Source organism: Flavobacterium sp. AC274 (assembly GCF_979258275.1).
Window position 1 is genome coordinate 355354 of the sequence record NZ_OZ409852.1, and the last position, 26577, is coordinate 381930.

Here is a 26577-nt window from a genome sequence, read left to right on the forward strand (position 1 = left end):
ATATTTTGATTTCACATAATGTTATAAAAATTGATTTTCTGATTATTTTCTTACATTTGAACACATTAAACCAAAAAACCATTTTAATTTATGACAAATTCATTTCAACCCATTCAGGAAGATAAAAGAACCGCTATTGTTGATATTTTAAGAGGATGGGCATTATTGGGCGTTGCGATTGGCAATTATGTTGATTTCCGCTACATTGGATTAGAACGGTTTATCATGAAAAAAGGCATTTTTTCTGAGATTATCAGTTATTTCAATCTTTATTTTTTCTGCTAAATCCTGGACTTTGTTAAGCATTTTATTTGGCTACGGATTTGCAGTTCTTATTAATAATGTTGCAGAAAAAGGTAAAAATCCTGTTTCCTTTTTTTGCTGGAGAATGTTTATTTTATTTCTTTTTGCTTTTATAAATTCTGCTTTTTGGCTTGGCGATATCTTAAAAGATTATGCTTTTTTAGGGTTGTTACTTTTATTCTTTTACAGAAGTTCTCCAAAAACAATTTTAATAACTTGCGGAATACTTCTTTTATCTGTTCCGTTTCTTAGCGCTTATATTAATTCGATAAAACAAACATTACCCGATGTACAGTCTACGGCTAAATATTTAAAACTATTTTATTCTGATAATTGGCTGGATGTATTTCAATTTAATTTACTGGGAACTTATTATCAGGAAATGATTAGTCTTCGTTATGCTGTTACGGTTCATGTTGTGATGTTTGCTCTTATGCTTTTAGGTTTTTATGCCCAAAAAATTAACTTTTTTAATCGTTTACCTGAATTTAAAAAACTATTAAAAAGAACTTTTTAATTACGTTAATTCTGGCCATAATTGCAGGTGCTCTTTTTGAAATTGCAATTAAGCAGAAAATAATTTTCACGGTTTTTCATCCCGTTTTTTGGATCATAATAAATACGATGCTTTGTATTTCGTCTGGAATTTGTTTGTTGTATACCAACGGAAAACTGAAAACAATTTTTAGTTATTTTAGAGTAAGCGGTAAAATGACGCTGACCAATTATCTGATGCAAAATATTATTGCGTGTTTTCTTTTCTCAGGAATTGGTTTCAAAATTTACAATACACTGCCTTATTGGTTTTACTTTTTCTTGGCTGTTTTTGTTTTTACAATTCAGTTGTTCATAAGCAAATGGTGGCTTTCAAAATTCAATTATGGCCCGGTTGAATGGCTATGGAGAGTATTAAGTTACAGAAAAATGTTTCCTTTAAAAAAGAATAGACAAAATGATATTGCAACTGATATAAAACCTGTTTTATAGATTCATTACTGAATAGAAAAGCCCTTAAAAAATTAATTTTAAGGGCTTTTGTTATTTTATCAAGTAAATTACTTCACCTCAAAAACATTATTGGCAGCTTTTATATCAGCCATTAATCCGCTTGGATCAATTGTGATTTTTTTGATTGCTGTTTTGTTCTTGTCAATTGTAAAACTGTAGTTTGACATTGCCCAAGCCCAATCTTCTAAAACTGTTCTTTTTTCGTTTGGATTTGGATTCGGTTTGATGAAATTCATCATTCTCAAAGGAATATAAAAATTTTCAGAAGTTCCGTCTGTATATTCTACTTTTAAATCGATTGGCATTGGCATTCTTCCAATTCTTTCCAGAGTAACGGTTGTTTTTCCTGCATTCTCAGCAACATCTTTAATGCCGTAATCAATAGTATTGGCTGTTTGTGCCCAATCAATTAAATACCAATCTAACTCAGCTCCTGAAACTCTTTCTGCCGATCTTTTGATATCATTTGGAGTTGGGTGTTTGAATTTGAAATCATTAAAATATCTTTTAAAGTAGCGTCAAGATTCTCTTTTCCAATTACATATTCTAATTGCGATAAAAAGATACTTCCTTTTATATAAGATGAAATACTATAAGGTCTGTTTTCATCGTAACGATCGCCATGTGTTGTTTGTGGCTGTTCTTTTCCTGATTGAACCAATTGGTAATAAGCAGCATAATTCCCTTTAAACGGATTTACTTCTTTTTTATCTCCTTTTAATTCATTCAAAGCGCTATCTTCAATATAGGTTGTAAAACCTTCATCCATCCATGGGTGTTTAGATTCGTTTGAAGCCAAAATGTGCTGAAACCATGAATGTCCTAATTCGTGTGTTGCTGTTCCCAGAATTCCTTCCAGCGTTCCGTTTCCTAACATTAGTGTACACATTGCATATTCCATTCCTCCATCTCCACCTTGAATAAATGAATATTGTTTGTATGGATATTGCCCAACTCTGTGATTGTAATACTCCATAACTTTCACCATTAGAGGTTCTAATTGTTTCCAGTTTGCCGTTGTTTTTGGATTGTTTTTGTAGAAGAAATGCAAATCGACATCATTTGGTCCTTTTACAATATCATGTGTATATTCTTTATCAGCCGCCCAGGTAAAATCATGAACATTTGGCGCTATAAAATGCCACGTTAATGTTTTTGCCTTTTTAGGATATGTAACCGTTACACCGGCATCTTCGTAACCGTGACCAATTTCGTTTTTATCCTGCAAATATCCTGAACCTCCAATAGTATACTCTTTATCAATTGTAATTTTTACATCAAAATTACCCCAAACACCGTGAAATTCTCTTGCGATGTATGGATCTGCGTGCCAGCCTTCGAAGTCAAATTCGGCTAATTTTGGATACCATTGTGACATTGATAATTCAACTCCTTCTGAATTATTTCTTCCGGAACGACGAACTTGTACAGGAACTTGCCCGTCGAAATCTAATGTAAAAGTTGATTTAGAATTTGGTAAAATTGGTTTTGCCAAAGTTACTTCCAGAATTGTTCCGGAAACTCTTGTTTGAGCCGAAACACCATCTTGTTTAAGATTGTTAATTTTTAAAAAACCGATTTCATTTGGTTTTAAAGTTTCAATTCTGCTTTGTTTTACATCTTTTCCATCAGCACCTTTTACTTTATTGACCATTCTTCCGTCCGGATCTTTTATAAAATGAAGACGGGCATCCATTTCACTTCCAGGCTGAAAAGCATTTGGAAATAAATGATAGAACACCTTTCTTAAAGTATCAGGAGAATTATTGGTATAAACCAATTCTTGTTTTCCTTTGTACTGATAGTTTTTTACATCCATCGAAACCTCCATTTTATAATCAGCATGTTGTTGCCAATACGGAGCACTTTGTGCAAAAGCTGAGTTTAAACCAAAACTCAAAAAAGAAAGTAGAATAATTTTATGCATGATTTTTATAATAAAAAATGGAAGAGTTCGCACTCTTCCACTGGATTAGTATATTTATGGTATTATTTTTTAGACATTTTTTCAGCCATTAATAATGCATTGTAAGCATTTACCATTTTAGCTGTTTTTGATGACTCTGCAGAAGAAACTGCTACAGGTTCCTGATTTGGATTTTCACTTTCGCCTAAAAATACTTTTGCCGGAAGAGCAACTCCTGAATCCATTAAAATTTGTTTTACTTGCGAAGCTTTTAATTTTGGATAATAAGAACGAATTAATGCCGCTACTCCAGCCGCATTTGGAGATGCCATTGAAGTTCCCTGTAAAAACTTGTATTTATTGTTTGGCACTGTTGCATAAATTTCTTCACCCGGAGCAAAAACGTCAACATTTATTTTTCCGAAGTTAGAAAAATTAGCAATTACGCTTTCTCCATAAGATTTATTAATGGCTCCAATAGTAATTACATTATCTGAAAATTCTTTGATGTTATCTTCTGAATCATTTGGATAGTTAATGTTTTTTGTTTCGTCGATATTATAACCGTCATTACCAGCAGCGTGAACAATTAAAACATCTTTTTTCTTAGCATATTTTATGGCATCGTAAACCCATTGTTTGTGCGGAGAAAAGCTTTTTCCGAAACTTCCGTTGATTACTTTTGCTCCGTTATCAACCGCATAGCGAATGGCCAATGCGATATCTTTATCGTACTCATCCCCATCAGGAACGGCTCTTACGGTTAAGATTTCAACATTCGATGCAACTCCGTCTCCGCCTAAATTATTACCGCGAATTTGCGCAATAATTCCTGCAACGTGTGTTCCGTGAAGTGCTTTTTCTTTGTCCGGACCAAAAACAATATTATTTCCATAATGATTGTCTTTAATGTCTTCAGGATTATCTCCTACGACTTTTCTTCCGTCAAATTCTTTATTTAAGTTGTAATTTAACTGATCGTAAACTTGCTCTCTGTATTCTTCAAAATCAGCTTCTGGATCAAAAGTTGGCCCTGCATTGGTAAAAACCTGAGTCATGATCATTTTACTTCTTGTCACTTTTGGATCTGTAGAAGTAATAGCGCTTAGATCTTCAACTTTGTAAGTTGTTTTGTTTAACTCTTTTTTAATCGTTGCATGAACATCCAATAAAAAATCTACCTGTTCTTTATCTTTTAATGCTTTCTCGTATTTTTCAGTATACTGAGCTAATGCATTTTTGTATTCAGCAGATCCATCGTCTTTCTTTTTGATAATACGAGTCATTTCAAGATTTTCAGCGACAGCATTTCCAAGGAAATTCCATCCGTGAACATCATCTATAAATCCGTTTTTATCATCATCGATTCCGTTACCAGCAATTTCTTTAGGATTTGTCCATATCATTCCTTTCAAATCTTCGTGCTCAATATCAACACCAGAATCAACGATACCTACAATTACTTTTTTACCTGTTTTTCCTTGTAATAATTCGGCATAAGCCTTATCAACACTCATTCCCGGAATAGAATCTTTGATTAAATCAAGATGACTCCATCTTTTTAATTCATTTTCGGTAACCGGAGCTTTTTTAACAACCGCTAAAGGAGCTGTAATAAATTCTTTAGAAGTGGAAACTTGCGCTTGCATAGTAGCGCTGCAACCTGCTAAAACAAGTAATGCAAAAGCAGATAATTTGAGAGGTTTTATATGACTCATGTATCTATATTATAAATGTAAAGTTAAAAGATGGGTCTAAATTATACTTTTTTGTTACAAAAAACTAACTGTTAACACTGTGTTATGATTTATTTGTAGCAATTTAGATGCTTTTTTAATGTAAAAGAAAGCTTTTATTTACATTATCTCTTTTTGTTGGAATTTAAAACAAGCCATACAGCTTATAAACTTAAATTCAATTAATCTTTTCAATACGTTTTTACCTAATAAAACTTCAATTCTTATTTGTATACTTGTACTGCCTAAAATCAAATGCAATTTGGTAGTATAAAACTACTTATGCTGCTTTTATTTTTAAAGCAAGATCAACAATTCCGGCTTTTTCAAATTTGCAGAAAAAAATATATTTAAATCAAAAACGATACTTTCTAATAACCCAGAACTTTACTATATGAGAAAAACTTTACTCTTAATTTTATTTCTATTCTTATCAAATTTTTCAATTTATGCACAGTATACGCTGATCCCGGATATTAATTTTGAGAAAAAATTAATCTCTTCAGGAATTGATTCTGGTGTTACTGACGGACAAGTACTTACGTCTAAAATTTCAAAATTAACAGTTTTAGATGTACATAATAGTTCTATTACTGATTTAACAGGTATTCAGGACTTTGTTAGTTTAGTAACCCTTAGCTGTGCTGAAAATAACGTTACAACATTAGATATTACGAAATTAACAGCTTTGACTTCTTTGTCAGCTTCCTCTAATAAGTTAACTACAATTGATCTTTCAAAGAATATTAACCTGAATTGGTTAGATCTTCAAAAAAATGAGTTAGTTAGTTTAGATGTCACTAGCAATACTGCCTTAAAAACCTTTTATTTTGGTACTAATAAAATTACAAGTATAGATATTTCTAAAAATGTATTGTTGACCGATGTTTACAGTTCATTTAGTCCAATAACAAGTTTAGATGTTACTAGTAATACAGCATTGAAAAGTCTAATCTGCTCGAATCCAACATTAACGGCATTAGATCTTTCTAAAAATAAGGAGTTAATTACTTTTGATTGTTCAGGTTCACGAATCAAAAGCATCGATATTTCTAATTGCCCAAAATTAACTTCATTCAAATGTAATGATGTGTCTTCTCTGACTTCTTTAAACTTAAAAAACGGCAATAATATCAATTTTACTATTTTTGATATAAGACGAGATTATGGACTTTCATGTGTTCAGGTAGATGATCCAATATATTCTAATCGTTATTGGTTAAGTTTAAAAGAAGCTACATCTGTTTTTAGTACGAATTGTTATGGTTATACGGCAATTCCTGACTCAAAATTTGAGGATAAATTAATTGCTCAGGGAATTGATAAAGATGGAAAAAACGGAAAAGTACTGACATTTAATATTTCAAGAGTTGGATCGCTTGATATAGCATCGAGTTCTATTGCAGACTTAACGGGAATCGAAGATTTTGCTGATTTACAAGTTTTGTATTGTCCATCTAATCAACTAACAAATTTAAATCTTTCTAAAAATCTAAAATTGTTTAATATCGATGCGTCTTCAAATAGGCTAACTAATCTGGATATTAAAAATAATATTGCTTTGACGGATCTAAAAGTGGATTCGAACCAATTGACTGGACTTGATACGTCAAAAAATTTAGCATTGGTTAATTTTTCGAGTGCTTCTAATCAAATAACGCAATTAGATTTTAGCTTAAATTCTTCTTTAAAAAGTTTAAACTGTTCCAATAATAAATTGACAGATTTGAATTTAAAGAATAACAACAATACTATTTTAAAAACGATTGATTTAAGAACAAATCCATCTTTAAGCTGTATTCTGGTAGATAACAAAGCATATTCTGATGCAAATTGGGGAGCTAAGAAAGATGCTTCGGCAAATTTTAATCATTCTACTTGCGATCTTTATACTTTAATTCCAGATGTTAAATTTGAAACTAAATTAATTGCTCTTGGTATTGATTCGGGCAGTATCGACGGGAAGGTGCTTACTGCAAGTATTAATACAATAACAACTCTGGACGTATCTTCGAGTTCAATTAGTGATTTAAAGGGAATTGAAAATTTTACCTCTTTGAAAAAGTTAATCTGTTTTGAAAACAGTATAAGTATTTTAGATCTTTCTCAAAATTATGATCTGACTTATTTAGACTGTGATAAAAATGATCTGATTTTTTTAAATCTTTCTAAAAACACTTTATTAACAGATTTAATCTGCAGCAATAATAATTTAACTTCTATTGATGTTTCTCAGAATGTGAATCTTATTAATTTCGATTGTGCAAGCAATCAGTTTTTGAATATTAATGTATCTAAAAACACAAAACTGCTTAGTTTTAATTTTAATGGGAATCAATTAAAATCATTAGATATTTCTAAGAATACTGTTTTAACAACTTTAGACTGTGGAGGCAATCAATTTGCGGTATTGGATTTTTCAAAAAACACCACTCTGATCAATTTAAATTGTAACAGAAATAAACTTGAATACCTGAATTTGAAAAACGGAAAAAACAATCTTCTAATTGAACCTGATTTCAAAAACAATCCAAAACTGGCTTGTATTTTAGTAGACAATGCTTCTTATTCTGACACAAATTGGGCAGATTCAAAAGAGAGTATTGCAAGCTATAATGAAGTTACTTGCTCTGTTTTAATTCCGGATTCTTATTTTGAAGATAAATTAATTCAACTGGGCATTGATAAAGATGGTAAAAATGGTCAGATTGCCATATCAAGCGTTTTGGGTGTAACTTCTTTAAATGTGGCAAGCAGCTTAATATCTGATCTTACAGGAATTCAAAGTTTTAAAGATTTGAATATTTTAAATTGCGGCGGTAATATCCTGACAACGATAGATTTGTCAAAAAATACCAATTTAACAGAACTGAGCATTCCATCGAACAAACTGACAAATCTGGATCTTTCTAAAAACACTGCTTTAACAAAATTAACCTGTTATTCTAATTCTTTTACAAATCTTGATTTTTCGTCAAATACAGCTTTAACGACTTTATCTTGCGACAGAAATAAACTAACAAGTTTAAATGTGTCAAAAAATAAGATGCTGACTTATTTAGATTGTTCTCAAAATCAATTAGCGGCTTTAGATGTTACTCAGAATACGGCTTTAGTTAATTTAAATTGTTCTACAAATCAATTAACAAATCTCAATATTTCGAAAAACACGACATTAACATGGTTTCTTTGTAATTTGAACAAAATAGAAACTTTAGATGTTTCGGGTAATCTTGAGCTAAAACAATTATCCTGCACTGATAATAAATTAAAAAACCTGGATGCTTCTAAAAATATTGCTTTGACCATTTTTGAATGCAGTACTAACAATCTTGAATCTATAAATGTAAAAAACGGAAACAATAATAAAATAATAAGAGCTTCATTTGGATACAATCCTACCCTGAATTGTATTTTGGTTGATAATGCAGCCGTGGCTACTGCTAATTATGTTACATGGAAAAAAGATAAAGAAGCAACTTATTCTGATACTTTTTGTGATACTGCTTTTACATTGATTCCTGATTCTAATTTTGAAGATAAACTTATCGAATATGAAATTGATACTGATGGGAAAAATGGAAAAGTACTGACCAAAAGTATTGCATCAATTACTCAGTTATTTATTATTTCAAGTTCTATTTCAGATTTAACCGGTATACAAGACTTTAAAAGTCTGGAACTTTTAAACTGTGAAGACAATAAACTAACAAGTCTGGATGTGTCTAAAAACGTGTTATTAACTTCTCTTTACTGTGGAAAAAATAAATTGACAACTCTGGATGTTTCAAAAAACATTTTATTAAACGAACTAATTTGTGGAAATAATCAATTAACAAATCTGGATCTTTCTAGCAATCCGGATATGAACGCTTTGCGTTGCGATAACAATCAATTAAAAAATCTTGATTTTACTAAAAACACAAAACTTGGTACTTTATATTGTAATTCCAATCAGCTTGAAAGTCTGAATTTAAAAAATGGAAATAACATCGATTTATATGATACTAATTTTACGTCAAACCCAAAGTTAACTTGTATTCTTGTTGATAACGCCGTGTATTCGAATTATAACTGGAAAACAAGTAAAGATAATATTGCCGTTTACAGCACAACTCCTTGTCAGGCAGCTTACACATTAGTTCCTGATGTTAATTTCGAGAAAAAACTAATTGATTTAGGAATTGATACAGATGGAATAAATGGAAAAGTACTTACTTCGAGTATAAATACGGTGACAACCTTAAATGTTTCTTCTGCTTTTATTTCTGATTTAACCGGTATTCAGAGTTTTACAAATTTAGAATCTTTGAATTGCTCGTCAAATAAATTCAGTACTGTTGATCTTTCTAAAAATACAAAATTGACGTCGCTGATAATTAACAATAATTATGGTTTAAATCAATTAGATCTGACAGCAAATACCGCTTTAATTTCATTAGACTGTAATTCAAGTTACATATCTTATTTAGATCTTTCTAAAAATAAAGCATTAACCTTTATCGATTGCAGCAATAATAATTTGGTTAGTTTGAATTTAAAAAATGGTAACAATAAAAATTTAAATCTGAATTCTATATTTGTAAAGAATTCTAATTTAACTTGTATTATTGTTGATGATGAAACTTATGCTAATCAAAAGTGGTTAGACCTTAAAGACGGTACGGCCAATTATAGCTTAGACTGCATTAATTATACCTTAATTCCTGATAGTAATTTTGAACAAAAATTAATTTCATTAGGAATTGATACAGACGGACTAAACGGAAAAATTGCAACTTCAAATATTAGCAAAGTTACTTATCTTGATTTGTCTAACAGCAATATTAAAGACTTAACAGGAATTGAAAAATTTACTGCCTTAACTTATTTAGACTGTAATTTTAATCAAATAAGCAATATTAATGTCAGTCAAAATAAATTACTGACTAAGTTGTCACTACATGATAATCAATTAACAAGTTTAGACGTTAGTTCGAATAAAGACTTATATAATCTAACTTTTAGTTTAAATCAGATTAAAACTATCGATTTATCTCAAAATAAAAACCTGCACATTGTAGCTGCAGACAGAAATTTACTTAACAATATTGATGTTTCGGCAAATCCTGCTATTGAAATACTTTTTTGCGGAAGTAATAACTTAACAACAATTAATATTTCAAACCTTCCAAATTTAATAGCTTTGGAATGTTCTTTAAATAATATATCTGAACTAAATGTTTCTAAAAACAGCAAATTAGAAGATCTTTATTGCTATAATAATCAAATAAAAGCGCTGGATTTAAGAAATAATCCGGAATTGATACATTTAAGCGCTTCATCAAATCAATTGACGACATTGGATTTGTCTAATAACAAAAAACTTACACTGGCGCATGTTATTTTTAATCCGTTAATATCGTTAAATATTCAAAACGGAAATAATAAAAACTTTGCTTTACCATCAAATACTGGAAAAAAATCTGATTCCGGTTTATATACAACCTTCTTAGGTCTTACAACTCTTAGTTGTATTCAGGTTGATGATGCAGCTTATTCGAATGCTAATTGGTCGAATATTAAAGAATCAACAACTACTTATTCTAACACTTGTAAAACATTAGGCGTTAATGATACTGTTTTTACCAAAGCCACGATTTATCCAAATCCAACTAATGGAGAAGTAAATATTAGCAATATCATTTTAGAGCAAGCGAATGTTTATAATGAATTTGGGCAATTAGTAAAAACATTTAGTCTAAATTCAATTAACACAAATAATACAATCAATTTATCTGGCTTGCCAAAAGGTGTTTATTATATATACCTGATCAATGGTGATGCAGCATCTGCTAAAAAAATTATAGTAGAATAGTTGAATTATTTTAGCTAAAAAGTCTCATTTTCATTTACTTGAAAATGAGACTTTTTTACTTTAATATCTTCTAAGCCAACATTTCTCATCTATATTTTACAGCCTGATTTATCTTTTAATCAACACGTTAAGCACAATCAAAAAGATATAAAATTATTTATTTTTTAATACGGGATCCCGTAATAAAACCCCAATTGTAATTCGTATTCTTGTATTTCCAAAACCATAAATGTAATCTATGAAAACAAAACTACTCTTGTTGCTATTATTAGCAAATTTTTCTTTTTATGCGCAGACCAATTTAGTCCCGAATGGAAACTTTGAAATTTGGTCTTCATCCTCGCAGCCAGACAACTGGTATCGTTATTTTAGTGGATTTGTTTCTCAGAGCACAACAGCTCAAAATGGTTCATCAAGTGTCAATGTAAATATTGTTACCGGAACTTTCAATTACATTAACAGCGAATATTTTCCTGTTACGGCAAATAAAACCTATCGTGTAACTTTATACCATAAGATTTTAAGAGGAGCTTTGTCTTCTGTTGATTTGAGTTTATACCATAAACCAAGTACTTTCAAAGAAGAAATAATTAAAAAATCTGATGTTACTTTTTCTTCTACAGAATGGAGAAAAATTGAATTTGATTATACCCCAACTGTTTCAGAAAACATTGAAGTAGATATCTACGCTAACGGCTCTGCAAATTCTGAAGTTTTAATTGACAATGTTTCTGTTGTAGATGTTGCGGATATTCCTTTGCAATATACTTTGATTCCAGATATTGAATTCGAAAAAAAATTAATCTCTTTAGGTATTGACAGTGGTGCAATAGATGGAAAAGTATTAACATCGAAAATTCAAACCGTTAAATCATTAACAGTCGATACCAGAGTAGTTTCTGATTTAACAGGAATTCAGGATTTTACAGCCACTGGAAACATTGTCTGCAACTGGAGGTAATTATTATTATCCCACTGCAGAAGCTGATGGTTTATTAAAAACATTAGATGTCTCTAAAAACACTAACCTAATATCTTTAAATTGTTCCATAAATAAATTGACCAGTTTAGATGTTTCTAATAATAAAAAACTAACAACATTAGATTGCGGAGAAAATAAAATAGCTGTAATTAACATAACTAACAACCCTAATCTGCAAAAATTATCATTAGATAACACTTTAATCGATACAATTGATATTTCAAAACATCAGGCTTTAACAACATTCACTTGTTCAGGTACAAAAGTAACTTCTTTTGATGTTAGTAAAAATACAGGATTAAGTCTTTTAAACGTAAGCAATAACAAATTAACTACTTTAGATGTCTCTAAAAATACAAATCTATACGCCTTATATTGTGACTCTAATTCATTAACGTCAATTGATGTCTCAAAAAACCTGAATTTACTTCAGCTAAACTGTTTTATAAATCCATTGAAAACTCTTGATTTGTCTAATAATATTTTATTAGATCGTGTTGATTTTTCTGATACAGAAATAGCAAATATAGATGTTACAAAAAACATCAATTTAACATCAATTTCTTGTGGAACAAAAAAGCTAACAAGCATTGATGTCTCTAAAAATTTAAAATTAAATTATTTTAATTGCAACTGGGGTCAGATTAAAATACTGGATTTATCTAAAAACACTAATTTAAATACAGTGATTTGTCAATACACTACCACATTAAGTGAAATAAACTTAAAAAACGGTAACAATACCAAAATTACAACTATAAATTTAATAGGAAACCCAAATTTGTATTGCGTACAAGTTGACGATGTAAATTATTCAACACAAAACTGGACAAAAAAAGATCTATACTTTAATTATACCTCAACAGCGTGTTCTGCGCCATCATATACACTTATTCCTGATAAAGAGTTTGAAAAAAGATTGATTGAGTTAGGTATCGATTCCGGTGAACCTGATGGAAAAGTGTTAACTCCAAGAATTGCTGCTGTAAAATCATTAAAAGTTGAGCCAACACTAGTTGCTGATTTAACTGGTATAGAAGACTTTACTGCATTAGAGGTATTAGAATGCAGAAACGGCTGTATTACAAGCAATGGCGGCGGTTGTGGAAAAATCACTAAACTGGATGTTTCTAAAAATACTGCATTAACACAATTATACTGTGAAGGTAATAAACTGACTAATTTAGATCTGAGCAAAAATACAAAGTTGAATAACCTGAACTGTTCTTCAAACATGCTAACATCATTAGACATTTCAAATAATACAGATTTGTATTATATAGATGTTTCTCGCAATGCCCTGACAGAATTGAATGTATCTAACAATAAAAAGTTAGATCAAATTAGCTGTAAAAGTAATAAGTTAAAAAATCTGGATGTTACAAACAACAAATTAGCTTTATTAGCTTGCAGTAACAATGAATTGACCAGTCTTAATCTTACTAATCAAAACAACTTAGTGCAGTTATATGTTGAAAATAATAAATTAACCGAATTAGACACAACTAATAAACCAAGTTTAGTTTACTTTAACTGCAGTGGTAATTTATTAACTAATATAAACATAACTGCATCAACAAACTTAATAGATCTAAATTGTTCAAGTAATAAATTAACTAGTTTGGATGTTACAAAAAATATCAATCTGGTAATCCTTTCTTGTGGTACAAATACAATATCTGGCTTTGACATTTCTAAAAATTTAAAAATTAAGGAATTAGAATGTACATCGCTTCAATTAAATGAATTGGATGTTACGTTTTTACCTGAATTAAAAAAATTATCTGCTGGTGATAATAATTTATCTACTATTGATTTATCTAAAAATTTAAAATTAACTGAGGTTAATTTATTTCAAAATCAACTTACTGAAATAGATGTAACAAAAAATCTTTTATTATCTAATTTACTGGTTCCAAAAAATAAGCTTACAGTTTTAAACACTGTAAATAATTTAGCGTTAGAATATGTTGATTTTTACAATAATCAGTTAACTACTTTTGATATATCAAAAAACAAAAAGGTACGTTACGTAAATTGTAACAATAACAAGCTTACCAGTTTAAATTTACAAAATGGCATAAAAGAACTTTACATCAATCTTGATGTTCCTAATTACAAAAACAATCCAGATCTAAAATGTATTCAGGTTACTGACGCTAAATATGCCAAAACAAACTGGTCTTATTATGCAGATCCTACTGTTAGATTTTCTGAGGATTGTGCCGGACCTCTTACTGTTCCTGCAAATAATTTTACTGTAGAGGCAAAAGCAGAAACTTGTCTTGGTGAAAATAATGGACAAATAAATATCACTGCCAAAGAAACTTATGCTTATGAGGCAAAAATTAACGGAAAAACATTAGCGTTTATCAATAACGCTTTGAATTATTCCAATTTAACTCCTGGAAACTACACTATTGCAATTACTATTCCTAACGAATTTTTTGAACAAAACTTTAATGTAACAATTAATAAAGGTACTTCTGCAGCTGGAAAATCAACCATAACTTCTAAAAATGTACAAGTAGAAATTACCGAAGGAACTGCTCCTTTTACAGTATATGTTGATGGTTCAGAACAGTTTCAGACAACTGATACAAACTTTAATGTAAACTTAGAAAAAGGCGGATTAATAGAGGTTGCAACAGCAAAAGCCTGCGAAGGTACTTTTTCTAAAAAAGTAAGTGTTTTGGAAGTTGGAAGTGTTTTATCAGCATATCCAAACCCAACTTCTGGAAAGTTTGAAGTTGAAATTCCAACGAGCAAAAATGAAGTTAAAATAGAGTTATACAATTTTGGAGGTCAATTAGTTTCTACTAAAGCCTATAACGTCGAAAACGGAAAAGCACAATTAAATCTTGAAAATCAGCCTTCAGGAATTTATGCTGCCAAGATCTATTTAGAAACTCCGGAATACATTAAAATTATAAAAAAATAAAAATGAAGAATTTTATATACCTATCAATCATTAGTTTGCTTGTTTCAGCTTGTGGTGGCGGAAGCGATGACCCTGAAACTCCTCAAAATGAGGCTCCAACTGTACCCACTTTAGTTGCTCCAACAGATAATAAATTATGTGTAGACAATACTGTTAACTTTCAATGGAATGCTTCTACAGATGTTAATAACGACGCTATAACGTATCACATTGAAGTTGCGAAAGATAATTCATTTTCTCAAATTGTAAAAACAGTTGATGTTGCAACAAATAATACATCTATTCCATTAGAGAAAAATACGGCTTATTACTGGAGAATAAAAGCAACTGACAGCAAAGGTTTGTCAAGCATTTCTTCATCCACTTTTAAACTTTATACTTCTGGTGAAGCTGTAGTTAATCATTTGCCTTTTGCCCCGGAATTGGTTGAACCATCAATAAATATTGCATTAACTACAGCAACTGCCACTTTACAATGGAAAGCTACAGATGTAGACGCTACAGATGTTCTTACTTATGATGTGTATTTTGGAACAACAAATCCTCCTACAGCAAAAGTAAGCGAGAATACAAGTTCAACTTCATATGCTGTAACGCTTGAAGCCACAAAAGAATACTTCTGGAAAGTTGTCGTAAAAGATAATAAAGGAGGAGAAACTATCGGTCAGGTTTGGAAGTTTAAAACCAACTAACTATTACAATTATAAACTAAAAAATCCCATTTTCAAATTCATGAAAATGGGATTTTTTTTATGTTTTAAATTTCTTTACAAAATATCCTCACAAGTAAAAACATCTTTTAAACGAACACCTTTTTCGGTATGTTCCACCGTTATGATCTGATTGTGTGCATCGTGTTCCAGAAATAAATAGTAATTATGATCTGCAGCAGCATTTAAGAATTTTGATTTCTCAGGCATTGTCAATAAAGGTCTTGTGTCATAACCCATTACATACGGTAACGGAATATGACCGGCTGTTGCCAATAAATCGGCACAAAAAACTATTGTTGTGTCTTTGTATTTTATATGCGGAATCATTTGTTTTTCAGTATGACCGTCAACATAAAAAATGTCAAATCCTAATTCTTTTGAATACCCAAAATCAGCATTTGGTCTTTCAATAAAATTCAATTGTCCACTTTCCTGCATTGGCAAAATATTCTCTGATAAAAAAGAAGCTTTTTCACGAGCATTTGGTTTTGTTGCCCATTCCCAATGATTTTCGTTGCTCCAATATTTAGCGTTTTTAAAAGCGGGTTCATATCCGGTTTTATCCGAATTCCATTGAACACTTCCCCCACAATGATCAAAATGCAAATGTGTCATAAAAACATCCGTAATATCATCCCGATGAAAACCATATTTTGCCAACGATTTATCTATAGAATGCGAACCCCAAAGCGAGTAATATCCAAAAAACTTTTCAGATTGTTTGTCTCCCATTCCGGTATCAATCAAAATCAGGCGATTTTCGTCTTCAATAAGCAAGCATCTCGCTGCAATATCAATTAAGTTATTGGCATCGGCAGGATTGGTTTTGTTCCAAATTGTTTTTGGTACAACACCAAACATAGCACCACCATCTAATTTAAAATTTCCGGATTCTATCGGGTAAAGTTTCATAAGAGTATATTTCTAATTGAAAAACAAAACTAGGAAATCCAATCTCCTTATGCTAAGCATTCAATCATAATATTCTCAGGCATATATAAAATTACCCACAGATTTTTACGGGTTCTGCTGATTTTCACTGTGTTTTTTTATTCTCAGAAAGGCTTATAAAGCTTGGTTAATTAAAAAGAATCTGTGTAAATCAGTAAAATCTGTTTAATCTGTGGCCCAAAATCAGTTATTCAAGCGTAATCGAAGAACTTCCCATAATTTCTTGTTTATCGAAGAAGTTGACAAAATAAGTTCCTTTTTGAAAATCATAATCATAAGAATTTAAAACTCCATAAACATTTGCAGGTTTTCCCTGAAAATCTACCGCTACAATAAAACTGTAAACAAGTGCTTTATCATTATCAAATTCAACCAATTTATTTTCGCCCAGAACTTTGTTTTTCTGATCTAAAACCTGAACATAAAAAACCCTTTTTCCTGTTTTGGCAGCAGAATTTCCGTTAACAGAAAAACTTACTTTAAGTTTATCAGTATTTTTAGCTTTGTCTGTTTCAAGCTCTTTTCCAGATTTTTTTTCACGAAGAGCTACCACCTTAAATCCATTTAGAGATAACTTTGAAGCATCTTTTAAAATTGATTCTAACTTTCTTTGTTTAGAAATTAAAGTATCATTTTCAGCTTTTTGCTTGTACATTACAACATTCTGACTCTCGATTTCGGTTAATAAATTTTTATTTTGAGATTTTAGATTTGAAATTTCTACAATCTTAGATTCTAATGAAGTTTTTAAATCTGACAATTGCTTACGATAAACCTCTATTTGTAAAGTAGATGGATTCCTGGAAATTTTTAGAATTTCGATTAAGTTTTCTACCTTTATTTTTTCCAGCTCCAATTCCTGAGATAAAGCTGTTTTTTCTAGAATCGCTACATCGTAGGCTAATTTTAAAGTATTTAAAGAATCTAAAATATTCTTTTGCGCAAGTGCTTCAAGGCTCAATCTTAGGGCTTCATCACTTCTTCTTTTTATAGGTTTCTCAACAATTTCATATGATTCTTTACTTAAAATAAAAAGCGTAGACCCTAGTCCAAAAACTAAGAAGATTGCCAAAAGAACTTTAAACCAATTGTTTTTATTCTGTTTTTTCATAATTACTCACAATTTTCTGCAAAAATATCCTATAATTAACAACCTGCAATGCGTATAAATACCCATTTTTAACATTTGATCAGAATAATTGATAAGTAAATCTTACAAAAACATCATTTTTTTCTTTTTTTTACAATTTTTAAAAAACAAATAAAAATATACCTTGAGAACAAATTGATTTCACAAAATAACTATTATCTATTTTAACATTTGTTATAATAATGTGAAGCGTTATGGAAAAAGGTTTTTAAGTCGTATCTTTGCAGATAATTTAATTTCAACATTGAAATACAGCACTTTAAAATGTAATAAATTATTACCATTTTTAAATGCAAATTAAAATGAAGGAAAAACAAATACCATAAACAATGATAAAAGTTTCTGATACAGCCAAAAAGAAAATCATCGACTTGATGAGTGATGATGGTTTTGATGCCGCTCACGATTACGTACGCGTAGGTGTGAAAAGCGGTGGATGCTCTGGTTTGTCATATGATTTAAAATTTGATAAAACGAAAGGCGACGACGATAAAATATTTGTAGACAACGACATAACAATTGCAGTTGAAAAAAAATCATTTCTATATTTAGCCGGAACAATTCTGGAGTTTTCAGGAGGGTTAAACGGAAAAGGATTTGTATTTAATAACCCAAATGCAAGCAGAACTTGTGGTTGCGGTGAATCTTTTTCACTATAAATTAAAAGAATCTAAGCACAAATTTAAACGATTTGAATTTCTTTTTAAAGCGTTTTAAAAAACTAAAAAATGTCAAAATATACTGAAGACGATTTAAAAATCGAACTCGAAACCAAAGAATACGAATACGGATTTTATACCAATATTGAGTCTGAGACTTTTCCTATTGGTTTAAACGAAGATATCGTAAGAGCTATTTCTCTTAAAAAGAAGAGCCGCAATGGATGACCGACTGGCGCATCGAGGCTTTTCGTGCCTGGAAAGAAATGATCGAACCGGAATGGGCAAATGTTCATTATGAAAAACCTGACTTTCAGGCAATTTCATATTATTCTGCACCAAAACAAGTAGATCCTTCAAAAACATTAGACGATGTAGATCCTGAGCTTTTAGAAATGTACAAAAAGTTAGGTATCTCTGTCGATGAACAAAAAATGATGAACAATGTCGCTATGGATATTGTTGTCGATTCTGTTTCTGTGGCAACTACTTTCAAGAAAACTTTGGGAGAAAAAGGAATTATTTTCTGTCCAATTTCTGAAGCAATAAAAGAACATCCGGAATTGGTTCGTAAATATTTAGGAACCGTTGTACCTCAAAAAGACAACTTCTACGCAGCATTAAACTCAGCAGTTTTCTCTGACGGAAGTTTCTGTTATATTCCAAAAGGCGTTCGCTGCCCGATGGAACTTTCAACTTATTTCAGAATCAATCAGGCAGGAACAGGACAATTCGAAAGAACTCTTGTTATTGCAGATGCAGGAAGTTACGTTTCTTACCTTGAAGGTTGTACCGCTCCAAGTCGTGACGAAAACCAATTGCACGCTGCTGTAGTTGAATTAATCGCTTTGGATGATGCAGAAATTAAATATTCTACCGTTCAAAACTGGTTCCCAGGAAACAAAGAAGGAAAAGGTGGTGTTTATAACTTCGTAACCAAAAGAGGTTTATGCGAAACAAACGCTAAAATTTCATGGACACAAGTAGAAACAGGTTCTGCTGTAACATGGAAATATCCTTCTTGTATACTTAAAGGAGATAATTCGGTAGGAGAATTTTATTCAATTGCCGTTACCAATAATTACCAACAAGCCGATACAGGAACAAAAATGATCCATTTAGGAAAAAACACTAAATCGACCATTATTTCTAAAGGTATCTCGGCTGGTAAATCACAAAACAGTTACCGTGGATTAGTGCAGATTAGCCCAAGAGCTGAGAATGCAAGAAACTTTTCGCAATGTGATTCTCTTTTAATGGGGAACAATTGTGGAGCGCATACTTTCCCTTATATCGAAAGTAAAAATCCATCGGCAAAAATCGAGCACGAAGCAACTACAAGTAAAATTGGAGAAGATCAGGTGTTTTACTGCAACCAAAGAGGTATCCCGACTGAAAAAGCGATTGCCTTAATTGTAAACGGTTTCAGTAAAGATGTATTGAACAAATTACCAATGGAATTTGCTGTTGAAGCTCAAAAATTATTAGAGATTTCTTTAGAAGGATCTGTTGGATAATTGCAAGATGGGAAATAAAACAGTCATCATTTTAGGTTCATCAAGAAAAAACGGAAATACAACAAAAATTGTAGACGAAATTTCTAAAGAACACGGAATAGAAGTAATTAATTTGAGTGATTTTAATATTTCCTATTACGATTACGAAAGCAAAAACAGAGAAGATGATTTTTTTCCTTTAATAAAAGGTATCATCGAAAATTATGACACTTTAATTTTTGCAACGCCAATATATTGGTATAATATGAGTGGAATTATGAAGGTTTTCTTTGATCGTTTTTCGGATTTAATTCGAATTGAAAAAGAAACCGGACGAAAGCTTAGAGGAAAGAAAATTGGCGTGATCTCAAATTCGCACGACGATGAAATCGAAGAAAGCTTTTACATTCCGTTCAAAAAATCAGCCGATTATTTAGGCATGGAATATTTAGGACATGCGCATTTTAATGCTAATATCTTAAACCAAACAACAAAAATAGAATTGACATTTATATAAAATAAAAAAAACAATGTTATCAATACAAAACCTTCACGCCTCAATTGGTGATAAAGAAATCCTAAAAGGAATTAATATAGAAGTTAAAGCTGGCGAGGTACACGCCATCATGGGGCCAAACGGTTCTGGAAAAAGTACACTTTCGGCTGTAATTGCCGGAAACGAAAACTACGAAGTTACAGATGGACAAGTTTTCCTTGACGGAGAAGATCTTGCTGATCTTGCTCCTGAAGAAAGAGCACACAAAGGAGTTTTCCTTTCGTTTCAATATCCTGTAGAAATTCCTGGAGTTAGCGTTACAAACTTCATGAAAACAGCCATCAACGAAACTCGTAAAGCAAACGGTCAGGAAGAAATGCCCGCTAACGAAATGCTAAAAGTTATTCGTGAGAAATCTGAATTATTAGAAATCGATCGTAAATTTTTATCTCGTTCTTTAAACGAAGGTTTTTCGGGAGGAGAGAAAAAAGAAACGAAATTTTTCAAATGGCAATGTTAGAACCAAAATTGGCAATCCTAGACGAAACCGACTCTGGTCTTGATATCGATGCTTTGAGAATTGTGGCTAACGGAGTTAACAAATTGAAAAGCGAGAAAAACGCAATTATCGTAATCACGCACTACCAACGTTTGTTAGATTATATCGTTCCGGATTTCGTTCACGTTTTGTACAACGGAAGAATCGTAAAATCTGGTGGAAAAGAATTGGCCTACGAACTGGAAGAAAAAGGATACGACTGGATTAAAGCAGAAAACTAAATTTTTGTTTCAGGTTTCAGGTTTTTTTAGTTTCAAGTTTAGACTACTTTTGTCAGTTTAAACTTAAATAAAAAACAGAGGCTATGGCAACAATTAATAGATTTGAAGATTTAGAAATCTGGAAAGAAGCTCGAAGATTATCAAAAGAAATTCACCACATTGCAGTTGAAACAGAGTTAAAATCAGATTTCAGATTTAAAAATCAAATAAAAGCTTCTTCAGGTTCAGTAATGGATAATATTGCTGAAGGTTTTGAAAGAGATGGAAATTTAGAATTTCGACAATTTTTATCAATCGCAAAAGGTTCGGCTGGAGAAACAAGATCTCAACTTTATAGAGTTTTTGATTTTGAATATATTTCAGAACAAAAATTTGAAGTTTTAAAAACAGATTATGAAAACTTAAGTGGAAAAATAAAAAACTTTATCACTTATCTCAATAAAAAAGAGTTCAAAGGAAATAAGTTCCAGTAGATCAACCTGAAACTTGAAACCTGAAACTCCGAAGGAAACAACTAAGAAAATGGATTTAAAAGAAAAATTAGTATCGTCTTTTATGGCTTTTGAAGAGCGTGTCGATGTACATTCAGATTTGCATGACATACGCACAAATGCCTTAAAAAACTTCGAAAATAAAGGTTTCCCAACCAAAAAAGAAGAAGCTTGGAAATATACATCGCTAAACGCCATTTTAAAAAATGACTTTACGGTTTTTCCTAAGCAGGAAAATGCAATTGAATTTAATCAGGTAAAAAAATACTTTTTACACGAAATCGACACTTATAAATTAGTGTTTATTGATGGTGTTTTCAGTTCGCATTTGTCTTCTACAACACATGACGGAATCGATGTTTGTTTGATGTCATCGGCATTGACCAAACCAAAATATAAAATGGTTATTGATACGTACTTCAACCAAATTGCAAGCAAAGATGACAGCTTGACTTCGTTAAATACTGCTTTTGCATCTGAAGGAGCTTTTATCAATATTCCACAAAAGAAAGTAGCAGATAAACCAATTGAGATTATGTATTTCTCAACAGGAAATGAAGCTGCGTTAATGGTTCAGCCAAGAAATTTGGTTATTGTGGGTGAAAATTCACATGTTCAAATTATCGAGCGTCATCAGAGTTTAAACGAAAATCCAGTTTTAACCAATTCGGTTACAGAGATTTTTGCTCAAAAACGCGCGATTGTTGACTATTACAAAATTCAAAACGATAATAGCGAAGCTAATTTAGTTGACAACACTTATGTTTCTCAACAACAAGAAAGTCACGCTTATGTACATACTTTTTCATTTGGAGGAAATCTTACGCGTAACAACTTAAACTTCTACCATTTTGGTGAAAGATTGACAAGTACGCTTAACGGAATTTCTATCTTAAACGACAAACAGCACGTTGATCATTATACTTTGGTAAACCACGCAACGCCAAATTGCGAAAGTTTCCAGGATTATAAAGGAATATTTTCTGATCGTTCTACAGGAGTTTTCAACGGAAAAGTTTTGGTAGAAAAAGAAGCTCAAAAAACAAATGCTTTCCAAAAAAGCAACAACATTTTATTGAGTGACAAAGCAACTATCAATGCAAAACCACAATTGGAAATTTTTGCTGATGACGTAAAATGTTCTCACGGTTGTACTGTTGGTCAGCTTGATGAAACTGCAATGTTCTACATGCAATCTCGTGGAATTCCTAAAAAAGAAGCTAAAGCTTTATTGATGTACGCATTCTCAAATGCAGTAATCGAAAGCATTAAAATACCGGAATTAAAACAAAGAATTACTAAAATCATTGCCATGAAATTGGGCGTGAATTTAGGATTTGATTTGTAGGCAGGTTTTACCGCAAAGACACAAAGGTTTCGCAAAGTTCGCAAAGTTTAGTTTTAAACTTTGTGAACTTTGCGCTTTTTACTTGGCGTCTTTGCGGTAAAATTTTATTTTTTTACAGCAGAAATTATTTCTTTCAAAAACCCATTAAAATCAAAACTCTTATCACCTTCTCTAACTCCCATTCTCACAATTACCATATCTAAAGACGGAATAATCGCCACCATTTGTCCTTGGTAACCACTGCAATAAAACATATCACGCGGAACATCCGGGAATTTACCTCCAGCGTTTAGCCAAAATTGCGCTCCATATTTTCCTTCAGAAGTATTGGTTGGTGTTGCGGTATATTTTACCCAGCTTTCGTCTAGGATTTGTTCTCCGTTCCAGTTTCCTTTTCTTAAATATAATAATCCAAATTTTGACCAGTCACGTGGTGTTGCCCATCCGTAAGACGAACCTACAAAAGTTCCCGACATATCTTGTTCTACAATCATCGAGTTCATTCCGATTTTATCGATTACTGCGCTGTACCAAAAATCAAGATATTCTTGTTGTGTTTTAAACTGATTTCTTAAAATTCTGGATAATAAATTAGTTGTTCCAGATGAGTAATTCCAATGTGTGTTTGGTTTAAACTGCGCTGGTTTATCCAATTGCACTTTTCCCATATCTTCAGCCTGAAAAAGCATTTTTGTCGCGTCGCAAATCGTACTATAATTTTCTTCCCATTCTAAGCCGGAATTCATGTGAAGTAAATCGTTTATTGTGATAATTTTGCGATCGTCATTTTGCCATTCTGTAATTGGTGCCGGTTTATAAATGTCTATTTTCCCTTGTTTTTGAAGCACTCCAAAAGCCGAACTCGTAATACTTTTTGTCATCGACCAGCCTAAAATTTTACTGTCTTTATTAAAACCGGTATCGTATTTTTCGGCAATCAATTTATCTTTATATAAAACTACAACCGCTCGTGTACGTTTTGATTTCCCTCCTGTTTTGTCGAATGCATTTTCTACAGCGCTCTTTAATTTCGAATAATCTACATTTGAAAACGTAGTATCTTTTGGCTCATTATTCCCATAAGGAAAAGGAAGATTATTAACTAATTTTGTGCGCTTTGGCAGCAAGTAAGGTTTCGAAATGTCGTAATCATCATTAACCAAAGTCGCCCCCAGACCTTCTCTGTAAATTGCTTTTCTTTCTTTTAAACCATAAACATTAGAAGTCGCAAACTTTCCGGCATCGTTAATTGAATTTGTTGCCAAATCAATCATGTCAATATCATTGTCTGTTTTTTCGATTAATTCTTTCGAACGATTATCAATAAAATGCCCCGAAGCAATACTTTTGGCTGAAAAGCCGGAAATTAAATCCAGTTTTGGATAAGTTGTAAATCCGAAATACAGAAATGCGAGAACTAAAACGAGAACGAGTAATTTTAGAAATTTTTTCATAAATGATGCAACTATTTTTAATGCAATATAATTAATTTATGGTCACGATTTTAGGAGTCAATTTTGAATTACATTTCATATAATTGAAAAAATAGAATTAAAATTACATAATTGATATTTACTCCTGCAATCGATGGTACCATAAAAGGAAATTATAGTTTTAATGGAGAAACCAATTTAGTTTTAGTACTTTTGTAAATAGATTTTTTCTAAATAAGACATGCTAGATATTCAAAAAATAAGAGCTGATTTTCCAATTCTTACACAAAAAGTAAACGGAAAACCATTAGTATATTTCGACAACGGAGCAACTTCGCAAAAACCACAAATTGTGATTGATGCCGAAGTCAAATATTATCAGGAAATAAACGCCAACATTCACCGTGGTGTTCATACTTTAAGTCAATTAGCTACTGACGCTTACGAGGTTTCTCGTGGCAAAGTGAAAGACCATATAAATGCAAAATTTGCTCACGAAGTACTGTTTACTTCGGGAACAACATTCGGAATCAATTTAGTAGCCAACGGTTTTGCCTCGATTTTAAAACCGGGTGATGAAGTTATTGTTTCGTCTTTGGAGCATCATAGTAATATTGTGCCATGGCAAATGTTATGCGAAAAAACAGGCGCCATTTTAAAAGTGATTCCGATTAATGAAAACGGAGAATTAATCATCGAAGCTTTTGATGCTTTACTTTCTGAAAAAACAAAAATTGTTACGGTAAATCATATTTCGAACGCATTAGGAATCATCAATCCTATCAAATATATTATTGATAAAGCACATGCAGTTGGCGCTGCGGTTTTAATTGATGGCGCACAGGCTGTTCCGCATTTAAAACCTGATGTTCAGGAATTAGATTGTGATTTTTATGCTTTTTCCGGACATAAAATGTGTGGTCCAACCGGAACCGGAATTTTATACGGAAAAGAAGAATGGTTAAATAAATTGCCTCCTTATCAGGGTGGCGGTGAAATGATCAAAGAAGTGACTTTCGAGAAAACAACTTACGCCGATCTTCCTCATAAATTTGAAGCCGGAACTCCAAATATTGCCGGAGGGATTGTTTTAGGAACTGCTGTAGATTATCTAAATAATATTGGTTTTGAAAATATCCAACAATACGAAAACGAACTTTTAGAGTACGCTACAAAACGTTTACTTGAAATTGAAGGTTTGAAAATCTACGGAACCGGAAAAAATAAAGCTTCGGTAGTTTCGTTTAATATTGATGGAATTCATCCATACGATATTGGTTCGATTATCGATAAATTAGGAATTGCCGTTAGAACCGGTCATCATTGTGCACAGCCTATTATGAGCTTCTTCTGTATTCCGGGAACCATTCGTGCTTCGTTTTCATTTTACAACACAAAGGAAGAAATTGACCAAATGGTAGAAGCCGTTAAGAAAGCACAAACCATGTTAAGCTAAAAAAAACATTTTTATGAAAATAATATCTTTATTGCTCTTAGTTATTTGTATTGGAACTGGTTGTTCAAGCCAAAAAAAGCAGATATGACATCAACTGAAATAGAATATTCAGCTGTTTCTCGAGGGTTATACAAAACAGTAGTAGTTAAAAATCAAACTGTTTCAATCACAAACACCAGAGGTGGAGAAGCTGTAGAAAGCAAAATAGATACTGCAAAATGGAACAAAATTGTTTCCGAATTTGAAAAAATAAATTTAGATAGCATTCCAAATTTAAAAGCACCAACTGAAAAACGTTTTTACGACGGTGCCGCAATTGGAAATTTAAAAATAACCCAGAATCAGAAAACATACGAAACTAAAGGTTTTGACAATGGTTTTCCTCCAAAGGAAATTGAGAAACTGGTTAATTTGCTGACTGATTTTACGAAAGAATAGTTATGACAATAAAAGAAATACAAAACGAAATAATAGATGAATTTTCGATGTTTGATGATTGGGTACAGCGTTATGAGTACATCATCGAATTAGGAAAAAGTCTTCCTTTAATCGAAGAAAAATATAAAACCGACGAGAATTTAATCAAAGGCTGTCAGTCAAAAGTTTGGTTACACGGCGAAGAAAACAGTGATAAAATTGTTTTTACTGCTGATAGTGATGCCATTTTAACAAAGGGAATTATCGCAATTTTGATTCGCACTTTCTCTAATCAAAAAGCTGCTGATATAATCAATGCAGATACTGATTTTATTGATGAAATTGGTTTAAAAGAGCATCTATCGGCAACTCGTGCAAATGGTTTGGTATCGATGATTAAAAACATCAAAATGTACGCTCTGGCGTTTAATGCAAAAAATAACTAAATTTCTTT

18 protein-coding genes and 3 pseudogenes are annotated in these 26577 nt (G+C 31.5%); 16 read left to right on the forward strand and 5 right to left on the reverse strand.

What is annotated here, in order from left to right:
* Positions 1 to 90: 90 nt before the first annotated feature.
* From ACZZZT_RS01575 to ACZZZT_RS01585, 3 genes are read left to right on the forward strand one after another with little or no spacing between them, the layout of a single operon-like run.
* Positions 91 to 285: a hypothetical protein gene (locus tag ACZZZT_RS01575; protein WP_463459209.1), complete on the forward strand. Its 195-nt coding sequence runs from the start codon at positions 91 to 93 to the stop codon at positions 283 to 285.
* Positions 286 to 295: 10 nt separating this feature from the next.
* Entirely contained in the window at positions 296 to 820 is a 525-nt protein-coding gene (locus tag ACZZZT_RS01580) for a DUF418 domain-containing protein (protein ID WP_463459210.1), read from the forward strand.
* A 47-nt stretch (positions 821 to 867) separates the two neighbouring features.
* Positions 868 to 1290: a DUF418 domain-containing protein gene (locus tag ACZZZT_RS01585; protein ID WP_463462364.1), complete on the forward strand. Its 423-nt coding sequence runs from the start codon at positions 868 to 870 to the stop codon at positions 1288 to 1290.
* A 68-nt stretch (positions 1291 to 1358) separates the two neighbouring features.
* Here the strand turns inward: ACZZZT_RS01585 and ACZZZT_RS01590 are convergent.
* Together ACZZZT_RS01590 and ACZZZT_RS01595 are read right to left on the reverse strand one after the other, a co-directional pair.
* Positions 1359 to 3238: pseudogene (locus tag ACZZZT_RS01590) on the reverse strand (M1 family metallopeptidase).
* 62 nt (positions 3239 to 3300) lie between these two features.
* Positions 3301 to 4935, reverse strand: a complete 1635-nt coding sequence (locus ACZZZT_RS01595) for a S8 family peptidase (protein WP_463459211.1) — start codon at positions 4933 to 4935, stop codon at positions 3301 to 3303.
* 412 nt (positions 4936 to 5347) lie between these two features.
* On the opposite strand from ACZZZT_RS01595, the gene ACZZZT_RS01600 reads away from it, so the two are divergent.
* The 4 genes from ACZZZT_RS01600 to ACZZZT_RS01615 all read left to right on the forward strand — a co-directional run bounded on the left by ACZZZT_RS01600 (position 5348) and on the right by ACZZZT_RS01615 (position 15425).
* Positions 5348 to 10810 (forward strand): leucine-rich repeat domain-containing protein, encoded by a 5463-nt coding sequence (locus tag ACZZZT_RS01600; RefSeq protein ID WP_463459212.1) that lies wholly within the window; start codon positions 5348 to 5350, stop codon positions 10808 to 10810.
* 238 nt (positions 10811 to 11048) lie between these two features.
* Entirely contained in the window at positions 11049 to 11771 is a 723-nt protein-coding gene (locus tag ACZZZT_RS01605) for a carbohydrate binding domain-containing protein (protein WP_463459213.1), read from the forward strand.
* Positions 11752 to 14733, forward strand: coding sequence for a T9SS type A sorting domain-containing protein (locus ACZZZT_RS01610; RefSeq protein ID WP_463459214.1), 2982 nt, complete (start codon positions 11752 to 11754; stop codon positions 14731 to 14733). The genes ACZZZT_RS01605 and ACZZZT_RS01610 overlap by 20 nt, the downstream gene beginning before the upstream one ends.
* 2 nt (positions 14734 to 14735) lie before the next feature.
* On the forward strand, positions 14736 to 15425 hold the full coding sequence (locus ACZZZT_RS01615) for a glycoside hydrolase family 78 protein (protein WP_463459215.1): 690 nt from the start codon (positions 14736 to 14738) through the stop codon (positions 15423 to 15425).
* Positions 15426 to 15500: 75 nt separating this feature from the next.
* On the opposite strand, the gene ACZZZT_RS01620 is transcribed toward ACZZZT_RS01615, so the two are convergent.
* Positions 15501 to 16358, reverse strand: a complete 858-nt coding sequence (locus tag ACZZZT_RS01620) for an MBL fold metallo-hydrolase (RefSeq protein WP_463459216.1) — start codon at positions 16356 to 16358, stop codon at positions 15501 to 15503.
* Positions 16359 to 16584: 226 nt separating this feature from the next.
* Complete coding sequence (locus ACZZZT_RS01625; RefSeq protein WP_463459217.1) at positions 16585 to 17508, reverse strand: hypothetical protein; 924 nt, start codon at positions 17506 to 17508, stop codon at positions 16585 to 16587.
* 368 nt (positions 17509 to 17876) lie between these two features.
* On the opposite strand from ACZZZT_RS01625, the gene ACZZZT_RS01630 reads away from it, so the two are divergent.
* From ACZZZT_RS01630 to sufD, 6 genes and pseudogenes are all read left to right on the forward strand, one after another.
* The gene (locus ACZZZT_RS01630; protein ID WP_035686721.1) at positions 17877 to 18206 is read left to right on the forward strand and encodes a HesB/IscA family protein; all 330 of its coding nucleotides are present in this window, start codon (positions 17877 to 17879) and stop codon (positions 18204 to 18206) included.
* Positions 18207 to 18275: 69 nt separating this feature from the next.
* Positions 18276 to 19723 (forward strand): annotated as a pseudogene (gene sufB, locus ACZZZT_RS01635) (Fe-S cluster assembly protein SufB).
* 7 nt (positions 19724 to 19730) lie between these two features.
* Positions 19731 to 20219 carry a flavodoxin family protein gene (locus tag ACZZZT_RS01640; RefSeq protein ID WP_042564755.1) on the forward strand — a complete coding sequence of 163 codons (489 nt, stop codon included), beginning with the start codon at positions 19731 to 19733 and terminating at the stop codon, positions 20217 to 20219.
* A gap of 13 nt (positions 20220 to 20232) precedes the next feature.
* Positions 20233 to 20978, forward strand: a pseudogene (gene sufC, locus ACZZZT_RS01645) (Fe-S cluster assembly ATPase SufC).
* Between the two features lie 83 nt (positions 20979 to 21061).
* Positions 21062 to 21451, forward strand: coding sequence for a four helix bundle protein (locus ACZZZT_RS01650; protein ID WP_463459218.1), 390 nt, complete (start codon positions 21062 to 21064; stop codon positions 21449 to 21451).
* Between the two features lie 49 nt (positions 21452 to 21500).
* Complete coding sequence (gene sufD, locus ACZZZT_RS01655) at positions 21501 to 22817, forward strand: Fe-S cluster assembly protein SufD (protein ID WP_042564757.1); 1317 nt, start codon at positions 21501 to 21503, stop codon at positions 22815 to 22817.
* A 104-nt stretch (positions 22818 to 22921) separates the two neighbouring features.
* On the opposite strand, the gene ACZZZT_RS01660 is transcribed toward sufD, so the two are convergent.
* A complete protein-coding gene (locus ACZZZT_RS01660; protein ID WP_463459219.1) occupies positions 22922 to 24271 on the reverse strand; it encodes a serine hydrolase domain-containing protein in 1350 nt (449 codons plus the stop codon).
* Positions 24272 to 24491: 220 nt separating this feature from the next.
* Here ACZZZT_RS01660 and ACZZZT_RS01665 point away from each other — a divergent pair, with 220 nt between their 5' ends.
* The 3 genes from ACZZZT_RS01665 to ACZZZT_RS01675 all read left to right on the forward strand — a co-directional run bounded on the left by ACZZZT_RS01665 (position 24492) and on the right by ACZZZT_RS01675 (position 26569).
* Positions 24492 to 25706, forward strand: a complete 1215-nt coding sequence (locus ACZZZT_RS01665; protein WP_463459220.1) for an aminotransferase class V-fold PLP-dependent enzyme — start codon at positions 24492 to 24494, stop codon at positions 25704 to 25706.
* A gap of 84 nt (positions 25707 to 25790) precedes the next feature.
* Positions 25791 to 26144 carry a hypothetical protein gene (locus ACZZZT_RS01670; protein ID WP_463459221.1) on the forward strand — a complete coding sequence of 118 codons (354 nt, stop codon included), beginning with the start codon at positions 25791 to 25793 and terminating at the stop codon, positions 26142 to 26144.
* 2 nt (positions 26145 to 26146) lie between these two features.
* On the forward strand, positions 26147 to 26569 hold the full coding sequence (locus ACZZZT_RS01675; protein ID WP_042564762.1) for a SufE family protein: 423 nt from the start codon (positions 26147 to 26149) through the stop codon (positions 26567 to 26569).
* Positions 26570 to 26577: the final 8 nt, after the last annotated feature.